Genomic DNA, 23,492 nt, shown 5'->3' with positions numbered 1-23,492 from the left:
TGGACTCCCACTAAGCTCGGGCAGAAATAACATATTGTTGTGTTGTGGGTTTGAGTAAGGCATCAAAAAAAACAGGCTCATACAATGGGTGAATATTTAAATAAGCTTGAATACTTAAACAAAGCGCGCCCATGTTGTGTCCATCAAATAGCATGTCAACTTTAATCTGCTTCAATCTTGGTTCGTGCGCTGTAATGGACTGCTCAATCGATTGACAAATTTTATCGCGATCTAAAGGGTTCGCTGTCGACAATCCAATAAAGTCAATAATGCCAAACTGCAAAATCGATTTTTTAACGAGTGGGAACTCATCCATATTTCGATCAAACTTTGCAATTCGACTATTCAGCAAATCTTCTAAATCACGTGCAACTGACTCGCGCAATTGCTGAATCGACATCCCGCTTAATCCGTTTTCTTGTTCAGCGAACAAACGATCAAATAAAGTTGATCTAAAACCATAAGGATATAAATGATCTAAATTCATGATGATCACGATAATCTTTGAGAGATTTTGAGAAATTAGAGCTGAGGTGCTATGACCTCAGTCTAATCACCCCATGCTTGATTAAGCAGCGTATGAAGCTGTGTTATTGGACAACGACCACTTTTTCGTCACTGCACCTTTTGCAGTGCCATTAATGTCTTGTTGGTTATACGTCCACTCAACTGCTGCATATTTCAAACCAAATGTTTCAGCCGGAACGCCCTCTTCATTTACAGTAGGCGTCACACTTGAAACCAAAACATGCTTCAATTTGATTTGTAAGTACTTGATTCGCTTATCGCCATTGGCACGATAATAATCAATTTGCACTTCATCGAAGGTATAACCCGCAGAACACGCTTCCCATAATTTAGGACTGGTTGCATCTAAGTCTTTCACAAAAATCATATCTGAATGTTCAACTCGTTCAGCGGTATGACCACCAACGCTACTTGAGGTCGCAGATTTAGGTTGACGAATGTGATGTGACCAAGAGTTCACTTCAAGCCAACCTTTGTGTTCAGCATCTCGTGATTCTCCATCGACTTTGTACTTGCCGCGAAACTCAACATATATATCTTTCATTTATAATTGACCTCTATTTTTATATTTAAAGTTATGATTAGGCTCTTAATGTGAGGACTGAGGTAATTCAGTCACGAGTCGCAAAGAAACAGACAACTCGTCTAGCTGGAAATGTGGTCTTAAAAACACCACAGACTTGTAATGACCCGGTTGAGCTGGATCTTCTACAACTTTTACAGATGCCTCTCGAAGCGGATATTGCGCTTTTGCTTCTTGAGATGCACCATCATCAAGCAAGACATACTGCGAAAGCCATTCATTTAAAAAGGCCTCCACATTGCCTGCAGATGCAAAACTTCCGACTTTGTCGCGCATCATGGCTTTTAAATAATGTGCGATACGTGACACCGCCATGATGTATTGAATTTGACTCGACAATGCAGAGTTCGCATTGGCTGTATCATTGTCATATTTTTTAGGTTTCTGTGCAGATTGCGCACCAAAAAATGCTGCATAATCGGTATTTTTACAATGAACCAAAGGAATAAAACCTAGATCGCTGAGTTCTTTTTCACGGCGATCTGTAATGGCAATTTCAGTCGGGCATTTAAATACCACTTCACCATCTGAGGTTTTAAAGGTGTGTACAGGTAAGCCTTCTACCAAACCACCACCTTCAACCCCACGAATCGCAGCACACCAACCATGCATATCAAAAGCATTGGTTAAGCGCGTGCCAAAAGCATAAGCAGCATTCATCCATAAATAATCATCATGCTTTTCGCCAGACACATGTTCTATAAAATTAAAGCCTTCTGTGGCTGTGCCATCTTTGGGATGGTAAGGCAGGCGACCCAACACATGCGGCATAATTAATGCAACATAGCGTGAATCTTCACTCTCTCGAAATGAACGCCATTGCACATATTCAGCCGTTTCAAAGATTTTTGAAACATCACGCGGGCGGTCAATATCCGTGAATGATTCAAGTCCTAACATGCTCGGACTTGCAGCCGATACAAAAGGTGCGTGTGCCGCTGCAGCCACATGCGAAATTTGTTCCAATAAATACATATCTGACGGGGTACGATCAAACTCAAAATCGCCAATCAGTGCCGCATAAGGCGCTCCACCAAACGAGCCATATTCTTCTTCATAAATCTTTTTAAACAAAGTGCTTTGGTCAAAATCAGTTGCCCCCTGAAAATCTTTGACCAATTCTTTTTTTGTCGTATTTAACATACGAATTTTGATCATGCTATTCGAGGGTGTTTCTTGGCAAAAATAGTAAAGCCCCCGCCAAGTTGATTCAATTTTTTGAAACTGCGCATGCTGCATAATCTGGCTGAGCTGACTGGAAATTAATGCATCAATTTCGGCAATACGCTGATCAATAGACAGCGTCATATTCTCAGAAACAGTAATTGTTCCCGCCATGACTTCTTTTGCCAACTCACCAATCAAACTTTTGGCACGAATCTGCTCATCCGCATTACGCGCAATACGGCTTTGCTCAATAATTGAATCCAATAAACCTACCGATTCTACTTGCTGATTTGATGCAACTGCTGTTTGTAAATTATTCACGTTCAGCCTCTGCACTCAATTGACGAATTTGATCGGTATTGTTCAGCACTTCATCCAGTAAATCTTCTAAACGTTCGCTATTAGAAATTTTATTACGCAAATCCGTTAAACGCTCACGCGCTTCTAGCAACTTACGCAGCGGATCCACTTGTTGTACGACCTGTTCTGGACGAAAGTCTTCCATCGAGTTAAAAATGAGATCAACGGATAGTTTTCCACCTTCCGCAGTCAAGGTATTTTCCACTTGAAAAGCCGCACGCGGTGCTAAAGATTGCATCACTTCATCAATATTATCTAAATCGACATTAATGAATTTTTTGTCTTTTAATTTGGTCTTTTCTACTTCGGATGCCGCTGAAAAATCCCCCATTACTCCAACCACAAACGGTAATTCTTTAGATGCAATACCATCACCAACCTCAACATCATAAGTCAGCTGAACACGCGGTGGACGTATGCGTTGCAGTTTCTTCTGCACGCTTTCTTTTTTAGCCATGAGTGATTCCTTTGGTTATTTTTTTAAAGTCGCAAATGGATTTGTACTACTTGGTGCAACAGCAAGTTGAACCATTTTTACAGGTTGAGTTGTTACGGTTTTTTCTTTTTTTGGTGATTTTGCAGTCACTTTAGATATTTGCTTTTTAGGTTTAGGTTTAGGTTGCAGTGATTTTTTTGACGATTTCTTGACGTAACTAGAAGCCTCTTTTACCGCTAAAACAGGTGCAGGCTTTGCTTGTTCAATTGCATCGACCAAGTTTTTTGCTGCCGGATAAGTCTGTTCTTCACTTAAATAGCGAACTTCATTACGACGCATTTGCTCAATCGCTGAAGATGCCATTTGCGTACTTGCCATAAATTGCACATCCGTCAATGCAGTACTTTGAATATCTTGCTCGTGCAAATGACTGATCAACTGCAATGCTTTAAAATTCTGTCCAAGCTGCTGATGTTGCTGTGCGGCTTGAATGAGTAAATTATTTTTATTTTGACGATTTTTCTTGTCACAAATCTGCGCATAAATACCACGCAAAGCAAGGTCTGACTCCCCTTCCATCCACGGATATTGTTGGATACATTTCTTTTTAAGCTTCACTTCTGATGTATTTGCAACCACATGCTGATTGAAAGTAAAACCAGACAAAATTGTGATAAAAATAACGATTCTTTTCAAGACAACCTCTTATTTATTTGTTATTTGAACTAATTTCTAATCATTTTTATTAAAATGAGTTTCTCTTAATTTTTGTAATTCAACTGGAGTCAAAATTAACTTTTATTTTGATTATTTCCAGTTCAAATATAGTTATAAAATAATTTAGCGAGCGCATTTAACTAGAACATGAATAGATAAGTCAAGTCATACGTGAAAATTCAGTTAAGTATTCCAATATATTATGTTGTGAGTGAATTACAACATTTAAAAATATTAAAATTTAGTTTGATTTTATTTTTTGATTTAAATATGATGCGGTGTCCCAAGACAGGAAAGCAATCGTTTTTGTCGCAAAAATAAAAGTAAAATATATTATTTTCAATAATTTAAATAAAAATAGAACGATTAGATTCATTTAAAACTAAAAATTTTCTTACGATAAAGTTAGAGCCAGATAATGAACAACCTAAAAACACTCATTACAAAACTTTCGCAACCGACTAAAACAGCATTAGAAAAATCTGTAAACTTTTGCATAAGTCAAAGTCATTATGAAGTCGAGATTGAACATCTTTTATGTGAATTATTAAAGGAACAATCCAAAACTGATCTTTCTATATTATTTGCTAAATATAAAATATCAAAATCCAAATTTATTGATGATTTAAATAACAGCCTTACAACACTGTCTAAAGGAAATACACGTACACCTATTTTCACAAAATCAATTATTCTTTTATTAGAACAAGCTTGGTTACTCGCTGCTGCAGATCAACAGCCGATTATTCGCAGTGGTCATTTAATCATTGCCTTATTAACTTCTGCCGATTTATATCAAGTGGCAATCCGTGCCTCAACTTTATTTGAAGCATTTCCCATTGATACCATGAAACATAAGTTTCTAGAAATTTGTGCTGAAAGCTGTGAAAATTTTAGCCAAACAAATCAAACATCATGTGCAGAAAACACGAATCAACTTCAAGCAAAAACATTAGCACCCAAAACCCCTGCATTGGATCAATACACCATCGACCTGACCCAAAAGGCACAAAATGGTGAGATTGATCCTGTCATTGGGCGTGAGTTTGAAATCCGTTTGCTGCTTGACATCTTAATGCGACGTCGTCAAAACAACCCAATTTTGACAGGTGAGCCAGGTGTTGGAAAAACAGCTGTTGTAGAAGGTTTGGCATTAAAAATTGCCCAAGGTTTGGTACCTGATGCCTTAAAAAATGTGCATCTGCATGCCTTAGATTTAGGTCTGTTACAGGCTGGTGCCAGTGTCAAAGGTGAGTTTGAAAGTCGCCTAAAGCAAGTGATTCAAGAAGTTCAATCTTCCTCTCATCCGATTATTTTATTTATTGACGAAGCACATACTTTAATTGGGGCAGGTGGTCAAGCAGGACAAAATGATGCCGCAAATTTACTGAAACCTGCCTTAGCACGCGGAGAATTAAGAACGATTGCCGCAACAACTTGGAGCGAATATAAGCAATATTTTGAAAAAGATGCTGCGCTTAGCCGTCGGTTTCAAGTTCTCAAAGTTGCTGAACCTACAGAAGCTGTCGCAATTGACATGCTACGTGCCATGATTCCAGTCATGCAAACACATTTTAATTTACAAATTGATGATCAAGCCATTATCAGCGCAGTACAAGCATCTAATCGCTACATCAGTGGTCGTCAACTTCCAGACAAAGCCATTAGTGTTTTAGATACTGCTGCGGCACGAGTGGCTTTAACCCAAAATGCACAACCTGTTGTTTTGGATCACCTCAAAGCACAGTTACACAATCTACAATTAGAACAGCAGCTTATCACGCAAGAACATCAACAACTCCCGATTTATCAGGAACGATTATCACAACTCAAACAACAGCTCGTTCAGCTAGAACAAGAAATTGCCGATACTGAAAAACGGTGGCAACAAGAGTTGAATTTGGTTCAGCAGATTCAGCAGCTCAATACGCAAAACGCCTCAGATGTTCTGGATAAAGTTACGCAATTAAGAATCCATTTAGCTGAATTACAAGGTCAAAATCCTCTAGTTTTTGAACGTGTTAATGCACAGATCATCCATGAAATTATTTCTGATTGGACGGGTATTCCTGTTGGCGAAATGCTCAATGATGAAATCCAGAAAATTCTAAAGTTAAAGGTCAAACTGAGCCAACGTGTGATGGGACAGGAGTATGCCTTAACTCAATTGGTGCATGGGATTCAAACTGCCAAAGCAAAATTAGAAGACCCACAAAAGCCTCAAGGTGTTTTCTTATTAATTGGTCCAAGCGGTGTCGGTAAAACTGAAACAGCGCTCGCCCTCGCCCATGAACTCTATGGCGGTGAGCAACATCTCATCACTATTAATATGTCTGAATATCAGGAAGCACATACCGTTTCTACCTTAAAAGGCGCGCCACCGGGTTATGTCGGTTATGGGCAAGGCGGTGTCTTAACCGAAGCCGTGCGCCGCAACCCTTATAGTGTCGTGTTATTGGATGAAATTGAAAAAGCGCATCCCGATGTTCAAGAATTATTTTATCAAGTCTTTGATAAAGGCATGCTGGAAGATGGTGAAGGTCGCAGCATTGACTTTAAAAACACCACGATTTTACTGACCTCAAATACAGGTTCGAGTGCAATTATGCAAGCCTGTTTAAATCAACCTGTAGAAAATTGGCCTACTGCAGAAAAGTTAATTGAGCATTTAAAAACAAGTCTATCTCAACAATTTAAACCTGCATTTATTGGGCGAATGCGCATCGTACCTTATTTTCCGCTGCACGATGATCTTTTGGTTCGTATTATTCAGCACAAACTCGAAAAAATTATTACGCGTATCGAACAACAGTATGCAATACAGGTTCAATATTCTGATGATGTGATTGAATTAATTTTGCAGCGTTGTACTGAAGTAGATAGTGGCGCACGCAATGTCGACCACATCTTGAACGCTACCATTCTACCTACTTTAGCCACGCATATTTTAGTTGCTTTGGCAGAACAGCGCCTACCGAAGTTGATTTTGATGCATGTCGTCAATGATGAAATTCACTATCAACTAGATCCAGCAGAACCAACAACCAAAAAAGCCTCCAATCCAGAACCTCAAGCTGCGGTTTAAAACTTTAAAATTGAGTTAATTTAGCTATATGGATATTTTATCTTTACTTGCACCTATTCAAGCACAATTGCCTTGTGGCGAAGATTATTGTTTTTCAAATGAATTTCATGCAATCAAACTCGCTAGAACTCAAGATGATACTTTACTGGAACAAGGGGATTGGGTCACTGCCCCCAAACAGGCAGATTGGGACTTTGTTGCAAATACAGTAATACATTTACTGCAAACGAAGACTAAAGATATTCGTTTGCTGACTTGGCTTGCTGAAGCATGGGCGAACTTATCTGGTTTTGAAGGGATCAGTAAAAGTCTGGAACTCAGCCATCGCCTCATCGCGCAATATTGGATAACGCTCCATCCTGAAATTGAAGATGAAGATTTAGACCAACGAATTGGACTATTACAAGGACAGATCAATCAATTGCCCGTCTTGATTAAAAAAGTTCCCTTGGTCAATCAGGCGCCTTTTTATTGCCTACTCGACTATGACAATTTTCTTTATCAGGAAAACATGCTTCGTAAGCAAGGCGATGATAGCAGCGTGGATCATTCCGCGGAATTGGCTCATTTAGAACAAGCCGTATTGGAGCTAAATCCAGACATTCAGCGCCAAAACTATCAATATTTTACAGAGATTTTACAGCACTGGACGACCTTAAAGCAGGTGCTAGATCATGTGCTGGGCTTAGATGCGCCAAGTTTTGCTGCAATTGATTCAAGCTTCAATAGCATTCATCTTAGTCTGAAGAAAATTTATAAAGTAGCATCACTTGAACAAAGCCCAGTCACTGCACTTACAGAAGTGACAGCTTTATCGCCCTCTATTTCACCTCCAGTCAGCATTCAATCGTCTACTGCACAACAACTGTCATTTCAACCACAGCAACAGTCACACCTAGAAAATCGTGAACACGCCATGCAAATTCTGCAGGAAATTTCAGCATATTTTCAAAAAAATGAACCGCATAGTCCTGTCAGCTATTTACTGGAAAAAACCATTAAGTGGAGCCAAATGCCCTTGCATGAATGGCTAGCGCAGGTGATTAAGGATGAACATCCATTGAACATGCTACAAGACACGCTTGGCGTTCAATCCAACAATCAATACCAATCAGAATAAGTGAATCACCATGTTTAAAGCAGAAAAAATCCTTTGGGGTGAAGGCTTATTTTTACGTCCTCAGCATTTTCAAGTTCAAGATCGCTACCATGAACAGCGTTTGAATCACACCATCCGTGCCATGATTCCTCATGCCTATGGCATACAAAAATTAAAATTTGATGAAGCACAACTTGCAACACATATTCTTGCACTGCAAGAGGTACAAATGATTTGGCAAGATGGTGAAATTTACCATGCACCTGCACAAGACTTGCTACCTGCACCGTTGTTATTGGATGACCTGAATTTAAACACAGAGATGATGCTGTATCTAACTCTTCCGATTTTGCAGGCCAAGCAAAAAAATATAGCAGATGAAACACAGGCAATACCGAGTCGCTATCATAATTTTTTGCAGGAAACCCATGATTTATTTACCGATGCCAGCCCTGCTGAACTCAATTTTTTACATCGCCGCGCAGCATTTAAGTTATTAGAGTTGCATGTTCAGCCCAGTCAAAATCTGGATGGTTTTCTATACCTACCGATTGCGAAACTCAAACGCCATAGTTCAGGCAGTTTTGAGCTAGATTACCAATTTATTCCACCACTTTTGCATATTTCAGCTTCAGAAGTCTTAATCAATCACTTCAAACGTAGTCTAAACATCATTAAGGCGAAGATAAAAACCATTCAGGGCAATAATCGTGAAAATGAACAAAAACTGATTGAGTTCCGTTCAGGAGATATTGTTTCCTTTTGGCTAATCAATGTCTTAAATACAGCCTATGCCGAATTAAACCACCTATTACACTATCCACAGATTCATCCAGAACGCTTATTTTCAGAATTATTACGTCTAACTGGCTCATTACTGACGTTTTCAACTGCTTATAGTGTGGAGCATCTTCCACAATACCGACATTGCCAATTACAAGAGAGTTTTCAGCAGCTTGATCTCATCTTAAGAGATTTACTCGACACAATTATTTCCAATCGTTACTTCAGCATTGCACTGAAAGAAACCCGCCCATCATATTGGGTCGGTAGCCTTGAATCTGACAAGATTGACCGTGATACGCGACTGTATCTTGCAGTTTCTAGCAGCTCAATGCAAACCCATGAATTAATTCAAGTCGTGCCTTTACGTTTTAAAGTGGGCAGTACCTTTGATGTAGAGCAACGTGTCATTGCCGCACTACCCGCAGTTCCATTGCAGCATTTAGTCCAAGTGCCAAGTGCAATTCCAGTACGTTCTGGGGTCAGTTATTTTGAAATTGAATCACATCATGAGCTTTATCAACCAATGCTGGAATCCACAACAATTTGTGTGTATATGCCCGCAGGCTTCCAAGATATCAGCATCGAACTGATTGCAGTACTTAATCATTAAGAGAAAAATTATGACTCAACCCATCGGCATGCCCTCTTTATTTGATGATGAAGAAATTGGTTCAGACTTATCTCACCTGTCCTTACCAACAGCTCAAACCACCAGTTTAATTGACCTCTTACATGATGGCTTTTATTTAGTTTTTCTGCTGCGTAATCATTATATCCCTACCCATCCGAGTGAGTTTCGTGAAAAGATTCTGGATGTACTCAGTCATTTTGAGCAACAGGCAAAACGCTTACAATTTTCTGCCGATGATATTCACAACGCCAAATATGCCTTTTGCGCTCTGATGGATGAAACCATTGCCACACAACAAGATAATGCCTATTTTGACTTGCAAAATACATGGCTCATCAGTCCTTTACAATTGAGTCTGTTTGGTTCGCAATTGGCAGGCTATCGTTTTTTTGAAATTTTGGAACAGTTGCGTAGTCGCGGTAAAGAACATTTAGCAGCATTAGAAGTATTGCATTACTGCCTGTTACTGGGTTTTCAAGGGAAATATCGACTGGAATTGGTGGAAAATTTAAATCATCTTGTTGCCCGTGTTGGCGATGAAATTGATTATCTCAAAGGGAAAAAAGCGGCATTTTCTCCATTTGCTGCCATTCCAGATCAAATTAAGCATCTGATTCATCATGAATTACCTTTTTTCTGGATTTTAATTTGCCTCTGCATGTTTACGGTACTGACTTTCGCTGGCTTAACATTCATGCTTTCTCAACAGAGCCAGAATGCCTTAAGTCCCTATCAAAATGTGATTTCGATACCTGTAGAAGAAGCACATATCACAATTCATTTACCCTAGTGGATGATGTATGGCACAGGAAAAAAAGACTTCTTTACGCATCTTACAACATAAGAAAAAGACCTTAGCTTCTCGCTTTTATGTACTGATCGGTTTTATTGCAGGTTTGATTGTTTCTACCCTGATTTTCTTATTATGGGTGAACAACTTTAATGGCTCTAATCTACAGACCTCGCCAATATTAGATGAATCAGAAAAGAAACAAATGCATCCATCAATCACGGTTCATGCTCCATGGGTTGATGAGGTTGTAACAGATGATCATGAAACTTCTTTATTAAGTGAAGATCATCATTTCATTCAGCCGAAGGACAAGGATTTAAATAAATTCTTTGAGCGCCCGACATCCAACAACACACCATCAAACGGCGCTCCAACGCCGCCTGCACAGCAAGTTGCTCCCTTTGAAAATACCGCACAGCATCCAGTAAAGCGCATCACGAAAGTTGAGAAAATTAATCCAGCAACAACGAAATCCACAACATCGACACAATCAGAAGCTGAAACAGCAACGCCTGAAGCAACACTAAAAATTACGGTGACACAAAGACCATTGGCTATAGATGAAGATCAATAACCTATGATTTTTGTGATTTTTTTCTGCTTTGTTGCTATTGCACTCGGATTAATGCTGCTCATGTCTTATGAGATACAGCATACATGCAGGCAGCGTTTACGGTCTTTATTGCCACAAAGTAAAACTAAAATAATCAATTTTTTGCACGTTATTCATCATTTATATCAGGCTGCTTCACCCAACAAACTACAATCACATTGGTATGTGCAGCAATGGTGGATTTTAATTGCGGGGCTAATTTTATTGACCAGTGTTCTGACTTTTGCTTTTACCCAACCCATTCATTCCACACGAATTGAAGCTGAATATTTAAAAGAAACTGACCCACAAATTTATGCCTTACTTCAGGGAGAAATGCTCAGTCCTCCCCCAGAAGAAGATGCTATTTTGATTCAAGATGCAATCATAGAAACGACTCAGCTTGAACAAAGCTATCAAGCACAACATTCCGCCGAGGGCAGCGTGGATGCTGCTCGTATTGAAACGCCCGTTTTTCATAGCCATGCACATTTAGATTCTGCTTTACTGGATCGTAAATGGGACAAAATCAACCCACGCTATAAGCAACGTCTGCTGATGGTATTTAAAATTATGCGAGAACAACACGGTTATGAACTGGTCTTACTTGAAGGTTATCGTAGTCCAAGTCGTCAGAATATGTTGTCGACTAATCCAAATACTACACGCGCCAAAGGCTATCAGAGTTATCATCAGTTTGGTTTAGCTGCCGATATTGCTTTTAAACGTAATGGTAAAATTGTTATTTCGGAACGTGATCCTTGGGCAATGCGTGGCTATCAACTGTATGGTGAGGTGGCTGAATCGGTAGGTTTGACTTGGGGTGGTCGCTGGAAATCAATCCAAGATTATGGTCATACTGAATACCGTATGCCTGGTTTAAAAAAGACCAAAGAAATGGCTGAACAGTTAATTGCAGAGGGTCAATTGCGATAGTTGAGGGGTTGTAAAAACAAAAGCAACTCAATTTTCAGCCTCTATACCAAGTTAATCATATTTAACTTTTTCAGATATAGGTCATAAGTGAAATAACAAGACATAAAAAAGACCCTTGAAAATCAAGGGTCTTTTAAAAATTTGGCGGAAGCGGTGAGATTCGAACTCACGGAGGACTCACACCCTCGTCGGTTTTCAAGACCGGTGCATTAAACCGCTCTGCCACGCTTCCATGTGGGCCATGATACGAAGCTTTTGATTTGATGACAAGTAAAAAATACCACTCAAGCACTCAAGTGAATATTGTTTCACCAAATCAGCGCTAAAGTTCATCAAAACAACAGCATAGCCACCTCACTTTTTAAAGTTTAGCAGCCAATTCAGCCCCTTCACGAATCGCACGTTTTGCATCTAACTCTGCAGCAAGCTTTGCACCACCAATAATATGATAGTTAGCCAAAGTATTTTCATCTGCCGCAGGCATTAAATCTTTAACCGATTCCTGCCCTGCACAGACTACAATGCTATCTACACGTAACAATTGGTCTTGACCTGCCATTTCAATCCACAAGCCTTCATTGCTGATGGCTTTATATTGCACACCACGTAGCATACGCACCGCATGTTTTTTCAACTGTGCACGATGTACCCATCCTGAAGTTTTACCCAAACCTGCACCTAAAGCTGTCGTCTTACGTTGCAATAAATAAATTTCACGGACTGGGGGATGAACTTCTGGAGCAAGCATACCACCTTCAGTCACATAGTTAGGATTCGGATCGACTCCCCACTCACGCTGCCAATCTGCCAAAGGCTGCGGTTGTGGCTGATGTTCAGGTTTCAGTAAAAACTCCGACACATCAAAACCGATACCGCCTGCACCAATCACAGCGACTTTTTGTCCAACAGGTGCACCACGTAATACTTCTGCATAAGACAATACTTGCGGTGCATCGCTGCCTTCAATTTTTAAAGCACGTGGTACTACACCTGTTGCAATGACCACTTCATCAAAACCTTCACGTTCGAGTTGCTCGCGGTTGACTTTGGTATTTAAACGCAAATCGACCCCAGTTTTTTCAATTTGCACTTTAAAGTAGCGAATGGTTTCGTGAAATTCTTCTTTGCCCGGCACGACTTTTGCCAAGTTGAATTGACCGCCCACTTCGTTGCTGGCTTCAAATAAAGTCACATGGTGCCCACGACTAGCAGCAACTGTAGCAGCAGACATTCCCGCAACACCACCACCGACAACTGCAATACGCTTCGGTTGCTTGGTTTTTTCATAGACCAATTCAGTTTCATAGGCTGCACGCGGATTGACCAAACAAGTCGCACGCTGATTTTTAAAGGTATGATCTAAACACGCTTGGTTACAGGCAATACAGGTGTTAATTTCATTGACACGATTGGTCGCAGTTTTATTGACCCAAAACGCATCTGCCAACAATGGTCGTGCCATTTGAATCATATCAGCTTTACCCGCTGCCAATATTTCTTCTGCAGTATCAGGCATATTAATACGGTTGGATGCAATTACAGGAATCTCAACGTGTTTTTTCACTTCTGCGGTGTAATCAACAAAAGCTGCGCGTGGCACAGAAGTCACGATGGTTGGAATGCGCGCTTCATGCCAGCCAATCCCTGTATTGAGCAAGTTCACACCCGCATGCTCTAAGGCTTTGGCAACGGTAATCACTTCGTGCATGGTATTGCCATCGTGGACTAAATCCAGCATCGACAAGCGGAAGCAGATAATAAATTTTTCACCCACTTCGGCGCGAATGGCTTTGACTACTTCTAAAGCAAAACGCATACGGTTTTCAATCGTACCGCCCCATTGGTCTTCACGCTGATTCACATGACGGCTTAAAAACTGATTCAGTAAATAGCCTTCCGAACCCATAATTTCGACACCATCGTAGCCTGCCATTTTGGCTAAACTAGCTGTTTTCGCATAATCTTCAATGGTATTTAAAATTTGTCTTTCACTCATTTTACGTGGTTTAAATGGTGAAATTGGAGATTTAATCGGACTTGCAGACACCACAAATGGTTGATAACCATAGCGTCCTGAATGCAGAATTTGCATTAAAATTTTCGCACCATGCTTATGTACGGCATGTGTCACTAATCGATGTGGTGCAACATCGCCCAATGTATTCATAGTACCGCCCGCAGGCAATAACCAGCCTTGACGGTTAGGTGAAATACCACCTGTAATAATTAAACCCACGCCACCTTTGGCACGTTCGCCAAAATAAGCAGCCAGTTTTGGATAATTATAAAAACGATCTTCCAAACCCGTGTGCATTGAACCCATCACGACACGGTTTTTAATGGTGGTAAATCCTAAATGTAATGGTTTTAGAATATTTGCATAGCGAGTTGTCATGATGAGTCCTTATATAATGAGCTTTGCAACTTGTTGCATGAATACTTTAACCGATTTTTATAAACTGTTTATGACTCTAAAGTTCGACTGTGTGGCGCAAACGTCAATTTATAGGGTCTGTTGACACTTCTTCTATGTTTGCGACGTGAGAGATATATCTCGCAAGGTTTTTTAGCTGATATAAGGCATGAGGCAGGAAATTTAGTCATTCTAAATGACTGACTCATAACGCAATAGCAGCAAAAAATATGCTTGTCCCCTTGCGCAGCAAACAAAGCAGTGCTTTGTTCTTGCTCATGTGGCTAAAACTTTCTCAGATTGCGTTATGAAACTTGGCAATAGACCCTAACTATTCTTGATATAAACTTGATATAAAACCGCCCAAAAGTAAAAGTGATTTTATTCTGCACCATCCCAATTGCAGGTTTTGATCTTCAACATCTATACCAAGTTTGCCATTTCTAAATGAAAATTTAAGCCTGAACCTGATTTTTTTATCAAATGCGCTTTTTTAACGAAAACAAGCATTTTAAAGAGTGCTATAATTTGCAGTTTAGAATTCTCCTTGGCCACCAAATGTGGTGCCTATTTTAAAAAAGTTAGGACTAGCAATGACTGATAATGCAACTATCTTGCAGAATGTACCAGTAGGCAAAAAAGTCGGTATCGCCTTTTCTGGTGGTCTAGATACTTCAGCTGCTTTATTGTGGATGAAGCAAAAAGGCGCTGAACCATATGCGTATACCGCAAACTTGGGTCAGCCAGATGAAGATGACTATGATGCCATTCCAAAGAAAGCCGAAGAATACGGTGCGGTAAAAGCAGTCTTGGTTGACTGCCGTATGCAGTTGGCTTTGGAAGGTATTGCTGCCATCCAATGTGGTGCATTCCATATCAGCACAGGCGGTATACCTTACTTTAACACCACCCCGCTTGGTCGTGCAGTAACAGGTACAATGCTAGTGACTGCCATGAAAGAAGATGACGTAAACATCTGGGGTGATGGTTCAACCTATAAAGGTAACGATATTGAGCGTTTCTATCGTTATGGTTTATTGACTAATCCTGCGCTTAAAATTTATAAGCCGTGGTTAGACCAAACCTTTATTGATGAATTAGGCGGTCGTGCGGAAATGTCACAATTCCTTATCGACAATGGTTTTGACTATAAAATGTCAAAAGAAAAAGCTTATTCAACTGACTCAAACATGCTAGGTGCAACACACGAAGCGAAAGACCTTGAGTACCTAGATGCTGGCATCAAAATCGTTGATCCAATCATGGGCGTGGCGTTCTGGAAAGATGACGTTGAAGTTAAAGCCGAAGAAGTGTCGGTTACCTTTGAAGAAGGTATGCCAGTTGCATTAAACGGTCAGCGTTTTGAAAACCCTGTTGAGTTGATTCTTGAAGCGAACCGTATTGGTGGTCGTCATGGTTTGGGGATGTCTGACCAAATCGAAAACCGTATTATTGAAGCAAAATCTCGCGGTATTTATGAAGCACCAGGCATGGCGTTATTGCACATTGCTTATGAGCGTTTGGTTACGGGTATTCACAACGAAGATACTATTGAACAATACCGCATTAACGGTTTACGTTTAGGTCGTTTATTGTATCAAGGTCGTTGGTTCGATTCTCAAGCGTTAATGTTACGTGAAACTGCGCAGCGTTGGGTGGCTAAAGCAATTACTGGTACAGTGACTTTAGAATTACGTCGTGGTAATGACTATACCATTATGAACACTGAATCTCCGAACCTCACTTATGAAGCTGAGCGTTTAACTATGGAGAAAGGTGATTCAATGTTTACGCCAATGGATCGTATTGGTCAGTTAACTATGCGTAACCTAGACATTACCGATACACGCGCTAAATTGGGTCTTTATACCAATTCTGGCTTATTGTCGATTGGTTCAGGTTCTGCAGTGCCACAATTGAAAGACAAAAACAAATAATCACTTGGTGATGATTTTGTGAAATCGAAAGCCGCTCAAATTGAGCGGCTTTTTTATGTTTGTTTAAACATGAGGACTAAACAATTCATACTAAATGAAAGCTGCAATAGAAAAATTTACAGCACTTCTTCCACCTGCAAAGTGTGGTAATAAATTTGATTACGTCCCAACTGTTTCGCACGGTACAAGGCTTGGTCTGCACGTTGTAAGAAATCGCTTTTAAAAATGTCCGCCTCACCTTTATAGACGGTAAAGCCCAAACTGATGGTGACATTACTGTCAACCAAAGATTGACTATGTGGAATCGCTAAACGCTCAACCGCTTTAAAAATATTGGAAGCCACAGCATACGCACCATGCGCATCGGTTTCTGGCAATAACACCACAAATTCTTCACCACCATAACGCGCAACAAAATCCATGTGACGAATTGAGTCTTTAATGGATTTGGCAATCGCTGAAATGACTTCATCTCCCTTTTGATGCCCATAATGATCGTTATATTTTTTAAAAAAATCGACATCGATAAAGAGTAAAGACAATGGCACTTCATCATGCCGTGCCTGTTCGAAATAGCTGTCCAGCATTTCATCAAAAGTACGTCTGTTGGATACTTTAGTCAGCGCGTCATGCTGACTTAAATGCAACAATTCTTCAGCATGAATACGGTTAATTTTTTCACTAAGTCGGGCTTGGTGCATGACCAAAAAAATCATCCGCTCACGGGTACACAGCATTTTACTGATTAAAAAACCCACTACCGTACTGCCAACCAACACCCGCCCCATCACCATCACATCAATTGGAATATACAAGGTTAATAGCATAATCATGGCAACCACAGCCGCCATTAACCCAGTCAGCAGCATGTGAAACGGCTTCACCCCCGTCAGTACAAAACCCATAATATAAATCATGCTGATGATCATCATGGCTTGGTGTCTAAACACTTCGGTATGCACCGTCATGGTCAGCCAGGTCATCGACACAATGGCCCAAAAAATCATAGCCATGGCGGCATAGGCATAATACGGGCGCAAAATTTTATAATGGGCAAAAAAGAACAGGGTCAGTAAGCAAAACGCGCCATTGACCAAGCCTAGTAAAGAGTGGATAAAATCGTGTTTAAAAAAATTACGATCAATAATCCAATAATCCCCAGTAATCATCAGCACGGTGATAATAAAGTAGATGAGTACGCCCGACCAAAAATATTGGTTAATGTTGTGCCGAGCTTGTTCAAGATGCTGTTGCCAAAACTCAACTTCCAGTTGTTTCGGAAAAACCTGCCCCGCACGTTTACGTTGACGTTTAATCAACTCTTCATTTTTTTCTTTGTCGTACTGTAGCTTGGCTAACTTATATTTGTATTCCATGGATGCTTTAAATTCCATTTAATCACGATTGTTGCACAGCAAAACTGTAACAACCTGAATATAATTTTTTTAGTGGTTTAAAAATAACACAATGTCGAAACAATTAATTCAGGCATTTCTATTTTTTATGGCTTTCGACGTTACCATTTTAACATTTATAGATTATCATCTGTTTTATTTTTCAGACTGGCAGCGCCTTGAATACGATTACTCTTATCCAGCCAGATGACTGGCATGCTCATTTACGTGATGGTTTAGCACTACAACGTACTGTTCCCGATCTTGCCAAGCAATTTTCACGCGCAATTTGTATGCCTAACCTTGTTCCACCAGTAAAAACGGTAGAAGAAGCGGAAGCGTATCGTGAACGCATCATGGCACACGTCCCTGAAGGTGTAAATTTTGATCCGCGTATGATGTTGTATTTTACCGATCAAACCTCTCCCGAAGAAGTCAAGAAAATTAAAGCCTCTGCGCATGTGAATGCCATTAAACTTTACCCTGCTGGCGCGACCACCAATTCAGACAATGGGGTGAGCGACATTCGTAAAGTATATGCGGTGATTGAGCAACTTGAAGAACAACAAGTGCCATTATTACTGCACGGCGAAGTCACGCACAATCATGTCGATATTTTTGACCGTGAAAAACGTTTCTTAGATGAAGTGCTTTCACCATTATTACAACAATTTCCAAACTTAAAATTGGTGCTTGAACACATTACGACCTCTGAAGCAGCGCAATTTGTTTTAGAACAAGGCCGTAATGTCGCAGCAACCATTACCCCGCAACATTTATTATTTAACCGTAATGATATGTTGGTAGGTGGCGTAAAACCGCATTTCTATTGTTTGCCTATTTTAAAGCGTCAAACCCATCAACAAACTTTATTGGAAGTTGCGACTAGCGGAAATCCTAAGTTTTTCTTAGGGACAGATAGCGCACCGCACTCAAAAAATGCCAAAGAAAATGCATGTGGCTGTGCAGGCTGCTATAGTGCGCCTACGGCAATTGAGCTTTATGCACAAGCTTTTGATCAAGTTGGACGTATTGACCGCTTAGAAGGCTTTGCAAGCTTCTTTGGTGCAGATTTTTATGGTTTGCCGCGTAATACCAACACCATTACTTTGGTGAAAGAAGAGCAAATCATTCCAACCAGTTTAGACTACTTGGATGGTGAACAAATTATTCCGTTATATGCGGGTAAAACCATTCAATGGAGAAAAGTGTGACAGATACAACTTTGCCCGTGATGGGGCAACGTTTTCGTGGTTTTTTGCCTGTGGTGGTTGATGTGGAAACCGCAGGCTTTAATGCCCAAACCGATGCTTTGTTGGAAATTGCTGCCATTCCAATTATTTATGATGCGGATGGCAAATTTGTACCAGGTGAAGCGTATCATGCGCATATCAACCCGTTTGAAGGGGCAAATTTAGACCGTCGTTCGTTGGACTTTATTGGGATTGATCCTTTCAACCCTATGCGTATGGCTATGGCTGAAGATGAAAAAACCGCATTAAAACGGATTTTCAAATCAGTCAATGAAGTGCGTCGCCAACAGAATTGTACCCATGCCATTTTGGTCGGTCACAATGCGCATTTCGATTTAGGCTTTGTACAAGCAGCCATTGCCCGCACAGGCACGAAAAACCAAAACCCATTCCACAGCTTTTCAGTGTTTGATACAGTGACTTTAAGTGCGGTGATGTTTGGTCAAACGGTGCTGGCAAAATCATGCATTCAGGCAGGTATTGAGTTTGATGGCAAAGAAGCTCATTCAGCTTTATACGATACGCAAAAAACTGCAGAGCTGTTTTGTTTTATTCTAAATAAACTTGCGCCGCACATGGTAGAGAACTTACTCAACCCAGATCAATAATACGATTTGTACTCGAACATTGAGATGTTTACAGGATGACAGACTGCGTTTGTCGTCCTGTTTTCTTTTTAGTGTTGTGGTTTTGATTCGTGCTTTTCAACCACAAGACTGAGCATCAAAATGATTTTTACTGCGAATCAGCTTTTATGCATGCAGTCTTTTGAGCTGGCTTTGGTTATAATGGCAATATTCCAATTTGTGTTATTGATTCTGCCATGTTGAAAAAAATTGTCTTGGTTTTGGTCATTCTCGCGCCTTCTGCGTTGTATCTTTATATTGTGAATCGTGAGCCTGCTCAACCTAAACCAAGCACTCAACCCGCAGCCACACAAACAACAACCACTGAAAAGCAATATCAAACCCCTGATCATTAAAATGATGCACCGTATTCAAATTTACATGCACTGATTTATTTTTAAAGATGTATTATTTTTTAAGCAAATAACAAATAGTGCGGCAGTTTTTTTAGATTCAGGTTTGACACTGTCGCTAAAAATTCATAATATACGCATCACCTCGCAACGTCCCTATCGTCTAGAGGCCTAGGACATCGCCCTTTCACGGCGGTAACCGGGGTTCGAATCCCCGTAGGGACGCCATTTATCGTGCTATACGATCATTTCTAATCCAAATTTATTATTTCAAGATTGCAGATTTGTAGTTTTTCTCTACAATACTTCGCTTCATTTCATTTTTTCTCCTATCACTTATGCCGTCATCGAATCATCAAAATGATGCTGTGCATCAAGGCAATACTATGCCTTTAAAACGTGCGATGAGCACTCGACATTTGGTTATGATTTCACTGGGCGGTGCTATTGGCACAGGTCTATTTTTAGGCTCAGGTGAAGTCATTGCACAAACAGGCCCCGTTGGCGCCATCATCGCTTATATTTTTGGTGGTTTAATTGCCTATATGGTGATGCTGTGTTTGGGCGAGCTTGCCGTACACATGCCTGTTTCAGGTTCATTTGGGGCATACGCCAAACAATATATTGGACCTGGCACGGGCTATACCATCACTTGGTTATATTGGCTCACGTGGTCGGTCACTTTAGGCACAGAATTTACCGCCGCTGCGTTGCTAATGCAGGAATGGTTCCCGCATATTTCCATGTGGATTTGGACACTGATTTTTGGTGGCGTTGTATTTGGTTTGAATATGATTTCCACGCGCTTGTTTGCAGAATCTGAGTTTTGGCTATCTTTGGTCAAAGTCGTGACTGTCATTGCCTTTATCGTTTTGGGTTTAATGGCAATTTTAGGTGCTGTGTCTTATCAAGGTTATACCTCTGCACCTTTATTTAGCAATTTAACCGCACAAGGTTGGTTTCCTGAAGGGCTATTCCCTATTTTTGCCACCATGTTAATTGTTAATTTCGCCTTTTCAGGTACAGAGTTGATTGGTGTTGCCGCAGGTGAAACCAAAGACCCTGCCAAAAACGTGCCTAAAGCAATCAATACCGCAATTTTCCGTCTGTTGATTTTCTTTGTAGGTACCATTGTGGTGATTAGTGCCTTGCTACCACATCAGGCTGCAGGTTTGGCTGCAGAAGGTGTAAGCAGCAGTCCTTTTGTAACGGTGTTTAATCAGATTGGTATTCCTTATGCGGAAGATATTATTCGTTTTGTGATTATCACAGCGTTACTCTCTGCAGCGAACTCAGGTTTATTTGCAGCTTCACGAATGATGTGGTCGCTCTCACACCAAAAGCAATTACCACAGATTTTTTCTAAGGTGAATGCGCGTGGTATTCCTTATATTGCAGTCATGGTCACCATGCTCGGTGCAATGCCAGGTTTATTGTCTGAACAATTTGCGCCTGAAACCATCTTTAAAAACCTCTTGGGTGTGGCTGCATTTACCATGGTCGTGGTCTGGATGAGCATTTGTTTAAGCCAGTTTAACTTCCGTCGCCAATGGTATAAACAAGGTAAAACCGTGCAGGACTTAGGTTTTGCTGCACCGCTATTTCCAATAGTGCCTATTTTAGGTTTTGTGTTCTGTTTTATTACTTGCTTAAGTATGGTGTTTGACCCTGAAATGCTGGCAGGTTTTATTGGCTGTATGATTTTTATTGTGTTGTGCTATCTCAGTTATTACATGATTTATCACAAAAAATCATAATGCTTTTTTAGCGATGATGTAAAACAATAGGGGCGATCTTCGGATTGCCTTGTTTTTTGAGTTGTGTTGATTAGCAATGAATACTGCAAAATACAAAGAAAATCATGCTGCTCTAATAAATGTGTCCATTTAAAAATAACTTGAAAAGCATGATTTTTACCGCTTCAAACGTATCACGACAGCAGAATAGTTTTAATTTTATTCAGTTGAACATTTTTTTCAGAATTATTGCAGAAAAGCGTTTGACACCCCCCCTTATACGCCCTATTATACGCCCACCTCTGAAACGTCCCTATCGTCTAGAGGCCTAGGACATCGCCCTTTCACGGCGGTAACCGGGGTTCGAATCCCCGTAGGGACGCCAATTTCAGAAGTAGATATTTTTTTAAGTCCCTATCGTCTAGAGGCCTAGGACATCGCCCTTTCACGGCGGTAACCGGGGTTCGAATCCCCGTAGGGACGCCATATTCTCAACAACTGCATTGGTTGTTACATGGTTTAAAAATATAAACTTCTATTTGTCCCTATCGTCTAGAGGCCTAGGACATCGCCCTTTCACGGCGGTAACCGGGGTTCGAATCCCCGTAGGGACGCCATATTCGAGATGTTTACATCTCAACAAAAAGCCCAATCAATATGACTTGGGCTTTTTGCTATCTAACGCATTAGTTTTATATTTCAATCTGTGCGGACTGATTCAAAAACCATAGTTTAAGCTTTGAATCCGTCCACTGAGGTTTGAAAAATACGAATCAAGCTGATTTACGTGAGTTGACCTGTCCTTTAATCACCGCAGTTAAATTGCCTTTTAAATATTTGAAAAAGACTTTTAAAGGCGAGAGTTTTGGGTTTGGACGCTTGCCTTGTGCAATTGCTTTGAACTGCGCGGCATACCAAATAATTTCCATAATTGCCATTTTATCAATCATCGGGATACCAGTTTTAATTTTATCGACCCCGTAACGTACATCTTGACCCGCCAACAAACGGTTGGCTAAATCGGTTTCTACCGCAAATGGTCGGGCGATCCCAATAAAGTCACATGCACCACTGTCCAAAGCAGCATTCATGGCAACTACCGTTCTAAAACCACCTGTCACCATTAAGTGGCATTTCACCTGACTGCGAATCAATTCCGCAAAAGATAAAAAATAGGATTCACGGGCAATGGTACTTGGTTTACGTTTATCAGCTTTAGAGCCTGCCATCGCGGGTGCTTCATAAGTACCACCTGAAATTTCAATCATATCTATACCTGCTTCATCCATGGCTTTAAACACGCTAATCACTTCTTCTTCAGTGATGCCGCCACGTTGAAAATCTGCAGAGTTTAGTTTGACTGATACAATAAAATTGTCTGAGGTCGCTGCACGTACCGCTTGATAAATTTGCATCAAAAAGCGCATACGGTTTTCAATATTGCCGCCCCATTGGTCTTGGCGTTTATTGGTCAGTGGCGATAAAAACTGGCTGATCAAATAGCCATGCGCACCATGCAGTTGAATCCCTTCAAAGCCCGCTTGCTCACAAATCTGTGCAGCTTTGGCAAAACGCTGAATAATATCGAGGATTTCATCTTCATGTAGTTCACGTGGTGTACCAAAACTCAAAGCTAAACTTGGACTAAAAGGCACAGCCGAAGGTGCAACCGTTTCTTTATTCAAACCTTTCGGACATTGCCGCCCAGGATGTGACAACTGTACCAATTGCACCATGCCATAACGTTTACCAACTTCTGCCCACTGTTTGAGCTTTTCTATATCTCGGTCTGATTCAATTCCCACAACACCCGGTTCATTTTTGGCACGTAAATCGACCATTACGTTGCCAGTGATGGCACAGCCCAAACCACCTTTTGCCCATGCTTCATATAGACCTAAATGCAGGCTATTCGGCTGCCCTGCCGTGTTGGCAAGCGCCTCACTCATCGCGCCTTTAATGATGCGATTTTTAAACATGGTATTACGAATCTGAATTGTTTCGGCAAGATGGCTCATACACTGTTCCGTATTGTGTTTTATTGGTCTTTTTTACTCTAAAGATTTT

19 protein-coding genes and 5 tRNA genes are annotated in these 23,492 nt (G+C 40.6%); 15 read left to right on the top strand and 9 right to left on the bottom strand.

Annotated features, from left to right (window positions below):
- Nucleotides 1–10: 10 nt before the first annotated feature.
- The 5 genes from tssE to FTV41_RS03065 all read right to left on the bottom strand — a co-directional run bounded on the left by tssE (nucleotide 11) and on the right by FTV41_RS03065 (nucleotide 3,770).
- A complete protein-coding gene (gene tssE, locus FTV41_RS03085) occupies nucleotides 11–487 on the bottom strand; it encodes a type VI secretion system baseplate subunit TssE (RefSeq protein WP_004972715.1) in 477 nt (158 codons plus the stop codon).
- 81 nt (nucleotides 488–568) lie between these two features.
- Nucleotides 569–1,072, bottom strand: coding sequence for a type VI secretion system tube protein Hcp (locus FTV41_RS03080; RefSeq protein ID WP_004972712.1), 504 nt, complete (start codon nucleotides 1,070–1,072; stop codon nucleotides 569–571).
- 45 nt (nucleotides 1,073–1,117) lie between these two features.
- Entirely contained in the window at nucleotides 1,118–2,599 is a 1,482-nt protein-coding gene (gene tssC, locus FTV41_RS03075) for a type VI secretion system contractile sheath large subunit (RefSeq protein WP_136144009.1), read from the bottom strand.
- The gene (tssB, locus tag FTV41_RS03070) at nucleotides 2,592–3,095 is read right to left on the bottom strand and encodes a type VI secretion system contractile sheath small subunit (RefSeq protein ID WP_004972705.1); all 504 of its coding nucleotides are present in this window, start codon (nucleotides 3,093–3,095) and stop codon (nucleotides 2,592–2,594) included. The genes tssC and tssB overlap by 8 nt, the downstream gene beginning before the upstream one ends.
- Nucleotides 3,096–3,110: 15 nt before the next feature.
- Complete coding sequence (locus FTV41_RS03065) at nucleotides 3,111–3,770, bottom strand: hypothetical protein (RefSeq protein WP_136144010.1); 660 nt, start codon at nucleotides 3,768–3,770, stop codon at nucleotides 3,111–3,113.
- 439 nt (nucleotides 3,771–4,209) lie between these two features.
- On the opposite strand from FTV41_RS03065, the gene tssH reads away from it, so the two are divergent.
- The 6 genes from tssH to FTV41_RS03035 are packed head-to-tail and all read left to right on the top strand — an operon-like array spanning nucleotide 4,210 to nucleotide 11,713.
- Nucleotides 4,210–6,876 (top strand): type VI secretion system ATPase TssH, encoded by a 2,667-nt coding sequence (gene tssH, locus FTV41_RS03060; protein WP_218945138.1) that lies wholly within the window; start codon nucleotides 4,210–4,212, stop codon nucleotides 6,874–6,876.
- Between the two features lie 28 nt (nucleotides 6,877–6,904).
- The gene (gene tssA, locus FTV41_RS03055; RefSeq protein WP_154320499.1) at nucleotides 6,905–7,996 is read left to right on the top strand and encodes a type VI secretion system protein TssA; all 1,092 of its coding nucleotides are present in this window, start codon (nucleotides 6,905–6,907) and stop codon (nucleotides 7,994–7,996) included.
- A 10-nt stretch (nucleotides 7,997–8,006) separates the two neighbouring features.
- Nucleotides 8,007–9,371: a type VI secretion system baseplate subunit TssK gene (gene tssK / locus FTV41_RS03050; RefSeq protein WP_179996081.1), complete on the top strand. Its 1,365-nt coding sequence runs from the start codon at nucleotides 8,007–8,009 to the stop codon at nucleotides 9,369–9,371.
- Between the two features lie 10 nt (nucleotides 9,372–9,381).
- The gene (icmH, locus tag FTV41_RS03045; protein ID WP_179996080.1) at nucleotides 9,382–10,182 is read left to right on the top strand and encodes a type IVB secretion system protein IcmH/DotU; all 801 of its coding nucleotides are present in this window, start codon (nucleotides 9,382–9,384) and stop codon (nucleotides 10,180–10,182) included.
- Between the two features lie 10 nt (nucleotides 10,183–10,192).
- Nucleotides 10,193–10,759: a hypothetical protein gene (locus FTV41_RS03040; RefSeq protein WP_004972690.1), complete on the top strand. Its 567-nt coding sequence runs from the start codon at nucleotides 10,193–10,195 to the stop codon at nucleotides 10,757–10,759.
- Nucleotides 10,760–10,762: 3 nt separating this feature from the next.
- Entirely contained in the window at nucleotides 10,763–11,713 is a 951-nt protein-coding gene (locus FTV41_RS03035) for a M15 family metallopeptidase (RefSeq protein ID WP_004972687.1), read from the top strand.
- Nucleotides 11,714–11,855: 142 nt separating this feature from the next.
- Here FTV41_RS03035 and FTV41_RS03030 read toward each other — a convergent pair.
- Together FTV41_RS03030 and FTV41_RS03025 are read right to left on the bottom strand one after the other, a co-directional pair.
- Nucleotides 11,856–11,945 (bottom strand) — tRNA-Ser (locus tag FTV41_RS03030).
- 129 nt (nucleotides 11,946–12,074) lie between these two features.
- A complete protein-coding gene (locus FTV41_RS03025; protein ID WP_004972684.1) occupies nucleotides 12,075–14,108 on the bottom strand; it encodes an NADPH-dependent 2,4-dienoyl-CoA reductase in 2,034 nt (677 codons plus the stop codon).
- 611 nt (nucleotides 14,109–14,719) lie between these two features.
- Here FTV41_RS03025 and argG point away from each other — a divergent pair.
- Nucleotides 14,720–16,063 carry an argininosuccinate synthase gene (gene argG, locus FTV41_RS03020; RefSeq protein WP_004972682.1) on the top strand — a complete coding sequence of 448 codons (1,344 nt, stop codon included), beginning with the start codon at nucleotides 14,720–14,722 and terminating at the stop codon, nucleotides 16,061–16,063.
- Nucleotides 16,064–16,179: 116 nt separating this feature from the next.
- Here the strand turns inward: argG and FTV41_RS03015 are convergent, their stop codons facing one another.
- Nucleotides 16,180–17,439, bottom strand: coding sequence for a GGDEF domain-containing protein (locus FTV41_RS03015; protein WP_096902183.1), 1,260 nt, complete (start codon nucleotides 17,437–17,439; stop codon nucleotides 16,180–16,182).
- Between the two features lie 197 nt (nucleotides 17,440–17,636).
- On the opposite strand from FTV41_RS03015, the gene pyrC reads away from it, so the two are divergent.
- The 8 genes from pyrC (at nucleotide 17,637) to FTV41_RS02975 (ending at nucleotide 22,042) form a co-directional block, all read left to right on the top strand.
- Complete coding sequence (gene pyrC / locus FTV41_RS03010) at nucleotides 17,637–18,671, top strand: dihydroorotase (protein WP_179996079.1); 1,035 nt, start codon at nucleotides 17,637–17,639, stop codon at nucleotides 18,669–18,671.
- Nucleotides 18,656–19,318, top strand: a complete 663-nt coding sequence (gene rnt / locus FTV41_RS03005; RefSeq protein ID WP_131261730.1) for a ribonuclease T — start codon at nucleotides 18,656–18,658, stop codon at nucleotides 19,316–19,318. The genes pyrC and rnt overlap by 16 nt, the downstream gene beginning before the upstream one ends.
- A 215-nt stretch (nucleotides 19,319–19,533) precedes the next feature.
- Complete coding sequence (locus FTV41_RS03000) at nucleotides 19,534–19,692, top strand: hypothetical protein (RefSeq protein ID WP_004972674.1); 159 nt, start codon at nucleotides 19,534–19,536, stop codon at nucleotides 19,690–19,692.
- 149 nt (nucleotides 19,693–19,841) lie between these two features.
- Nucleotides 19,842–19,917, top strand: a tRNA-Glu gene (locus FTV41_RS02995).
- 110 nt (nucleotides 19,918–20,027) lie between these two features.
- Entirely contained in the window at nucleotides 20,028–21,446 is a 1,419-nt protein-coding gene (locus FTV41_RS02990) for an amino acid permease (protein ID WP_026438458.1), read from the top strand.
- 288 nt (nucleotides 21,447–21,734) lie between these two features.
- Nucleotides 21,735–21,810: transfer RNA gene (locus FTV41_RS02985), tRNA-Glu, on the top strand.
- Nucleotides 21,811–21,835: 25 nt separating this feature from the next.
- Nucleotides 21,836–21,911: transfer RNA gene (locus tag FTV41_RS02980), tRNA-Glu, on the top strand.
- A 55-nt stretch (nucleotides 21,912–21,966) separates the two neighbouring features.
- Nucleotides 21,967–22,042: transfer RNA gene (locus FTV41_RS02975), tRNA-Glu, on the top strand.
- A gap of 156 nt (nucleotides 22,043–22,198) precedes the next feature.
- Here FTV41_RS02975 and FTV41_RS02970 read toward each other — a convergent pair.
- Complete coding sequence (locus FTV41_RS02970; RefSeq protein WP_179996078.1) at nucleotides 22,199–23,443, bottom strand: NADH:flavin oxidoreductase/NADH oxidase family protein; 1,245 nt, start codon at nucleotides 23,441–23,443, stop codon at nucleotides 22,199–22,201.
- Nucleotides 23,444–23,492: the final 49 nt, after the last annotated feature.

Origin of the sequence: Acinetobacter sp. YH16051 (assembly GCF_013417135.1) — a bacterium.
In the GTDB taxonomy this organism is placed as follows: Bacteria; Pseudomonadota; Gammaproteobacteria; order Pseudomonadales; family Moraxellaceae; genus Acinetobacter; species Acinetobacter towneri.
The sequence above is the reverse complement of the archived record's forward strand: the minus strand, read 5'-3'. Positions and strand labels throughout refer to the sequence as shown.

What these genes read in the sequence shown, in the direction of transcription:
- tssK (WP_179996081.1), top strand. Translation starts at nt 8,007, where the DNA reads ATGTTTAAAGCAGAAAAAATCCTTTGGGGTGAAGGCTTATTTTTACGT.
- FTV41_RS03000 (WP_004972674.1), top strand. Translation starts at nt 19,534, where the DNA reads ATGTTGAAAAAAATTGTCTTGGTTTTGGTCATTCTCGCGCCTTCTGCG.
- FTV41_RS03040 (WP_004972690.1), top strand. Translation starts at nt 10,193, where the DNA reads ATGGCACAGGAAAAAAAGACTTCTTTACGCATCTTACAACATAAGAAA.
- tssB (WP_004972705.1), bottom strand. Translation starts at nt 3,095, where the DNA reads ATGGCTAAAAAAGAAAGCGTGCAGAAGAAACTGCAACGCATACGTCCA.
- FTV41_RS03080 (WP_004972712.1), bottom strand. Translation starts at nt 1,072, where the DNA reads ATGAAAGATATATATGTTGAGTTTCGCGGCAAGTACAAAGTCGATGGA.
- icmH (WP_179996080.1), top strand. Translation starts at nt 9,382, where the DNA reads ATGACTCAACCCATCGGCATGCCCTCTTTATTTGATGATGAAGAAATT.
- FTV41_RS03015 (WP_096902183.1), bottom strand. Translation starts at nt 17,439, where the DNA reads ATGGAATACAAATATAAGTTAGCCAAGCTACAGTACGACAAAGAAAAA.
- tssE (WP_004972715.1), bottom strand. Translation starts at nt 487, where the DNA reads ATGAATTTAGATCATTTATATCCTTATGGTTTTAGATCAACTTTATTT.
- tssA (WP_154320499.1), top strand. Translation starts at nt 6,905, where the DNA reads ATGGATATTTTATCTTTACTTGCACCTATTCAAGCACAATTGCCTTGT.
- rnt (WP_131261730.1), top strand. Translation starts at nt 18,656, where the DNA reads ATGGAGAAAAGTGTGACAGATACAACTTTGCCCGTGATGGGGCAACGT.
- FTV41_RS03025 (WP_004972684.1), bottom strand. Translation starts at nt 14,108, where the DNA reads ATGACAACTCGCTATGCAAATATTCTAAAACCATTACATTTAGGATTT.
- FTV41_RS03035 (WP_004972687.1), top strand. Translation starts at nt 10,763, where the DNA reads ATGATTTTTGTGATTTTTTTCTGCTTTGTTGCTATTGCACTCGGATTA.
- tssH (WP_218945138.1), top strand. Translation starts at nt 4,210, where the DNA reads ATGAACAACCTAAAAACACTCATTACAAAACTTTCGCAACCGACTAAA.
- FTV41_RS02990 (WP_026438458.1), top strand. Translation starts at nt 20,028, where the DNA reads ATGCCGTCATCGAATCATCAAAATGATGCTGTGCATCAAGGCAATACT.
- argG (WP_004972682.1), top strand. Translation starts at nt 14,720, where the DNA reads ATGACTGATAATGCAACTATCTTGCAGAATGTACCAGTAGGCAAAAAA.
- FTV41_RS02970 (WP_179996078.1), bottom strand. Translation starts at nt 23,443, where the DNA reads ATGAGCCATCTTGCCGAAACAATTCAGATTCGTAATACCATGTTTAAA.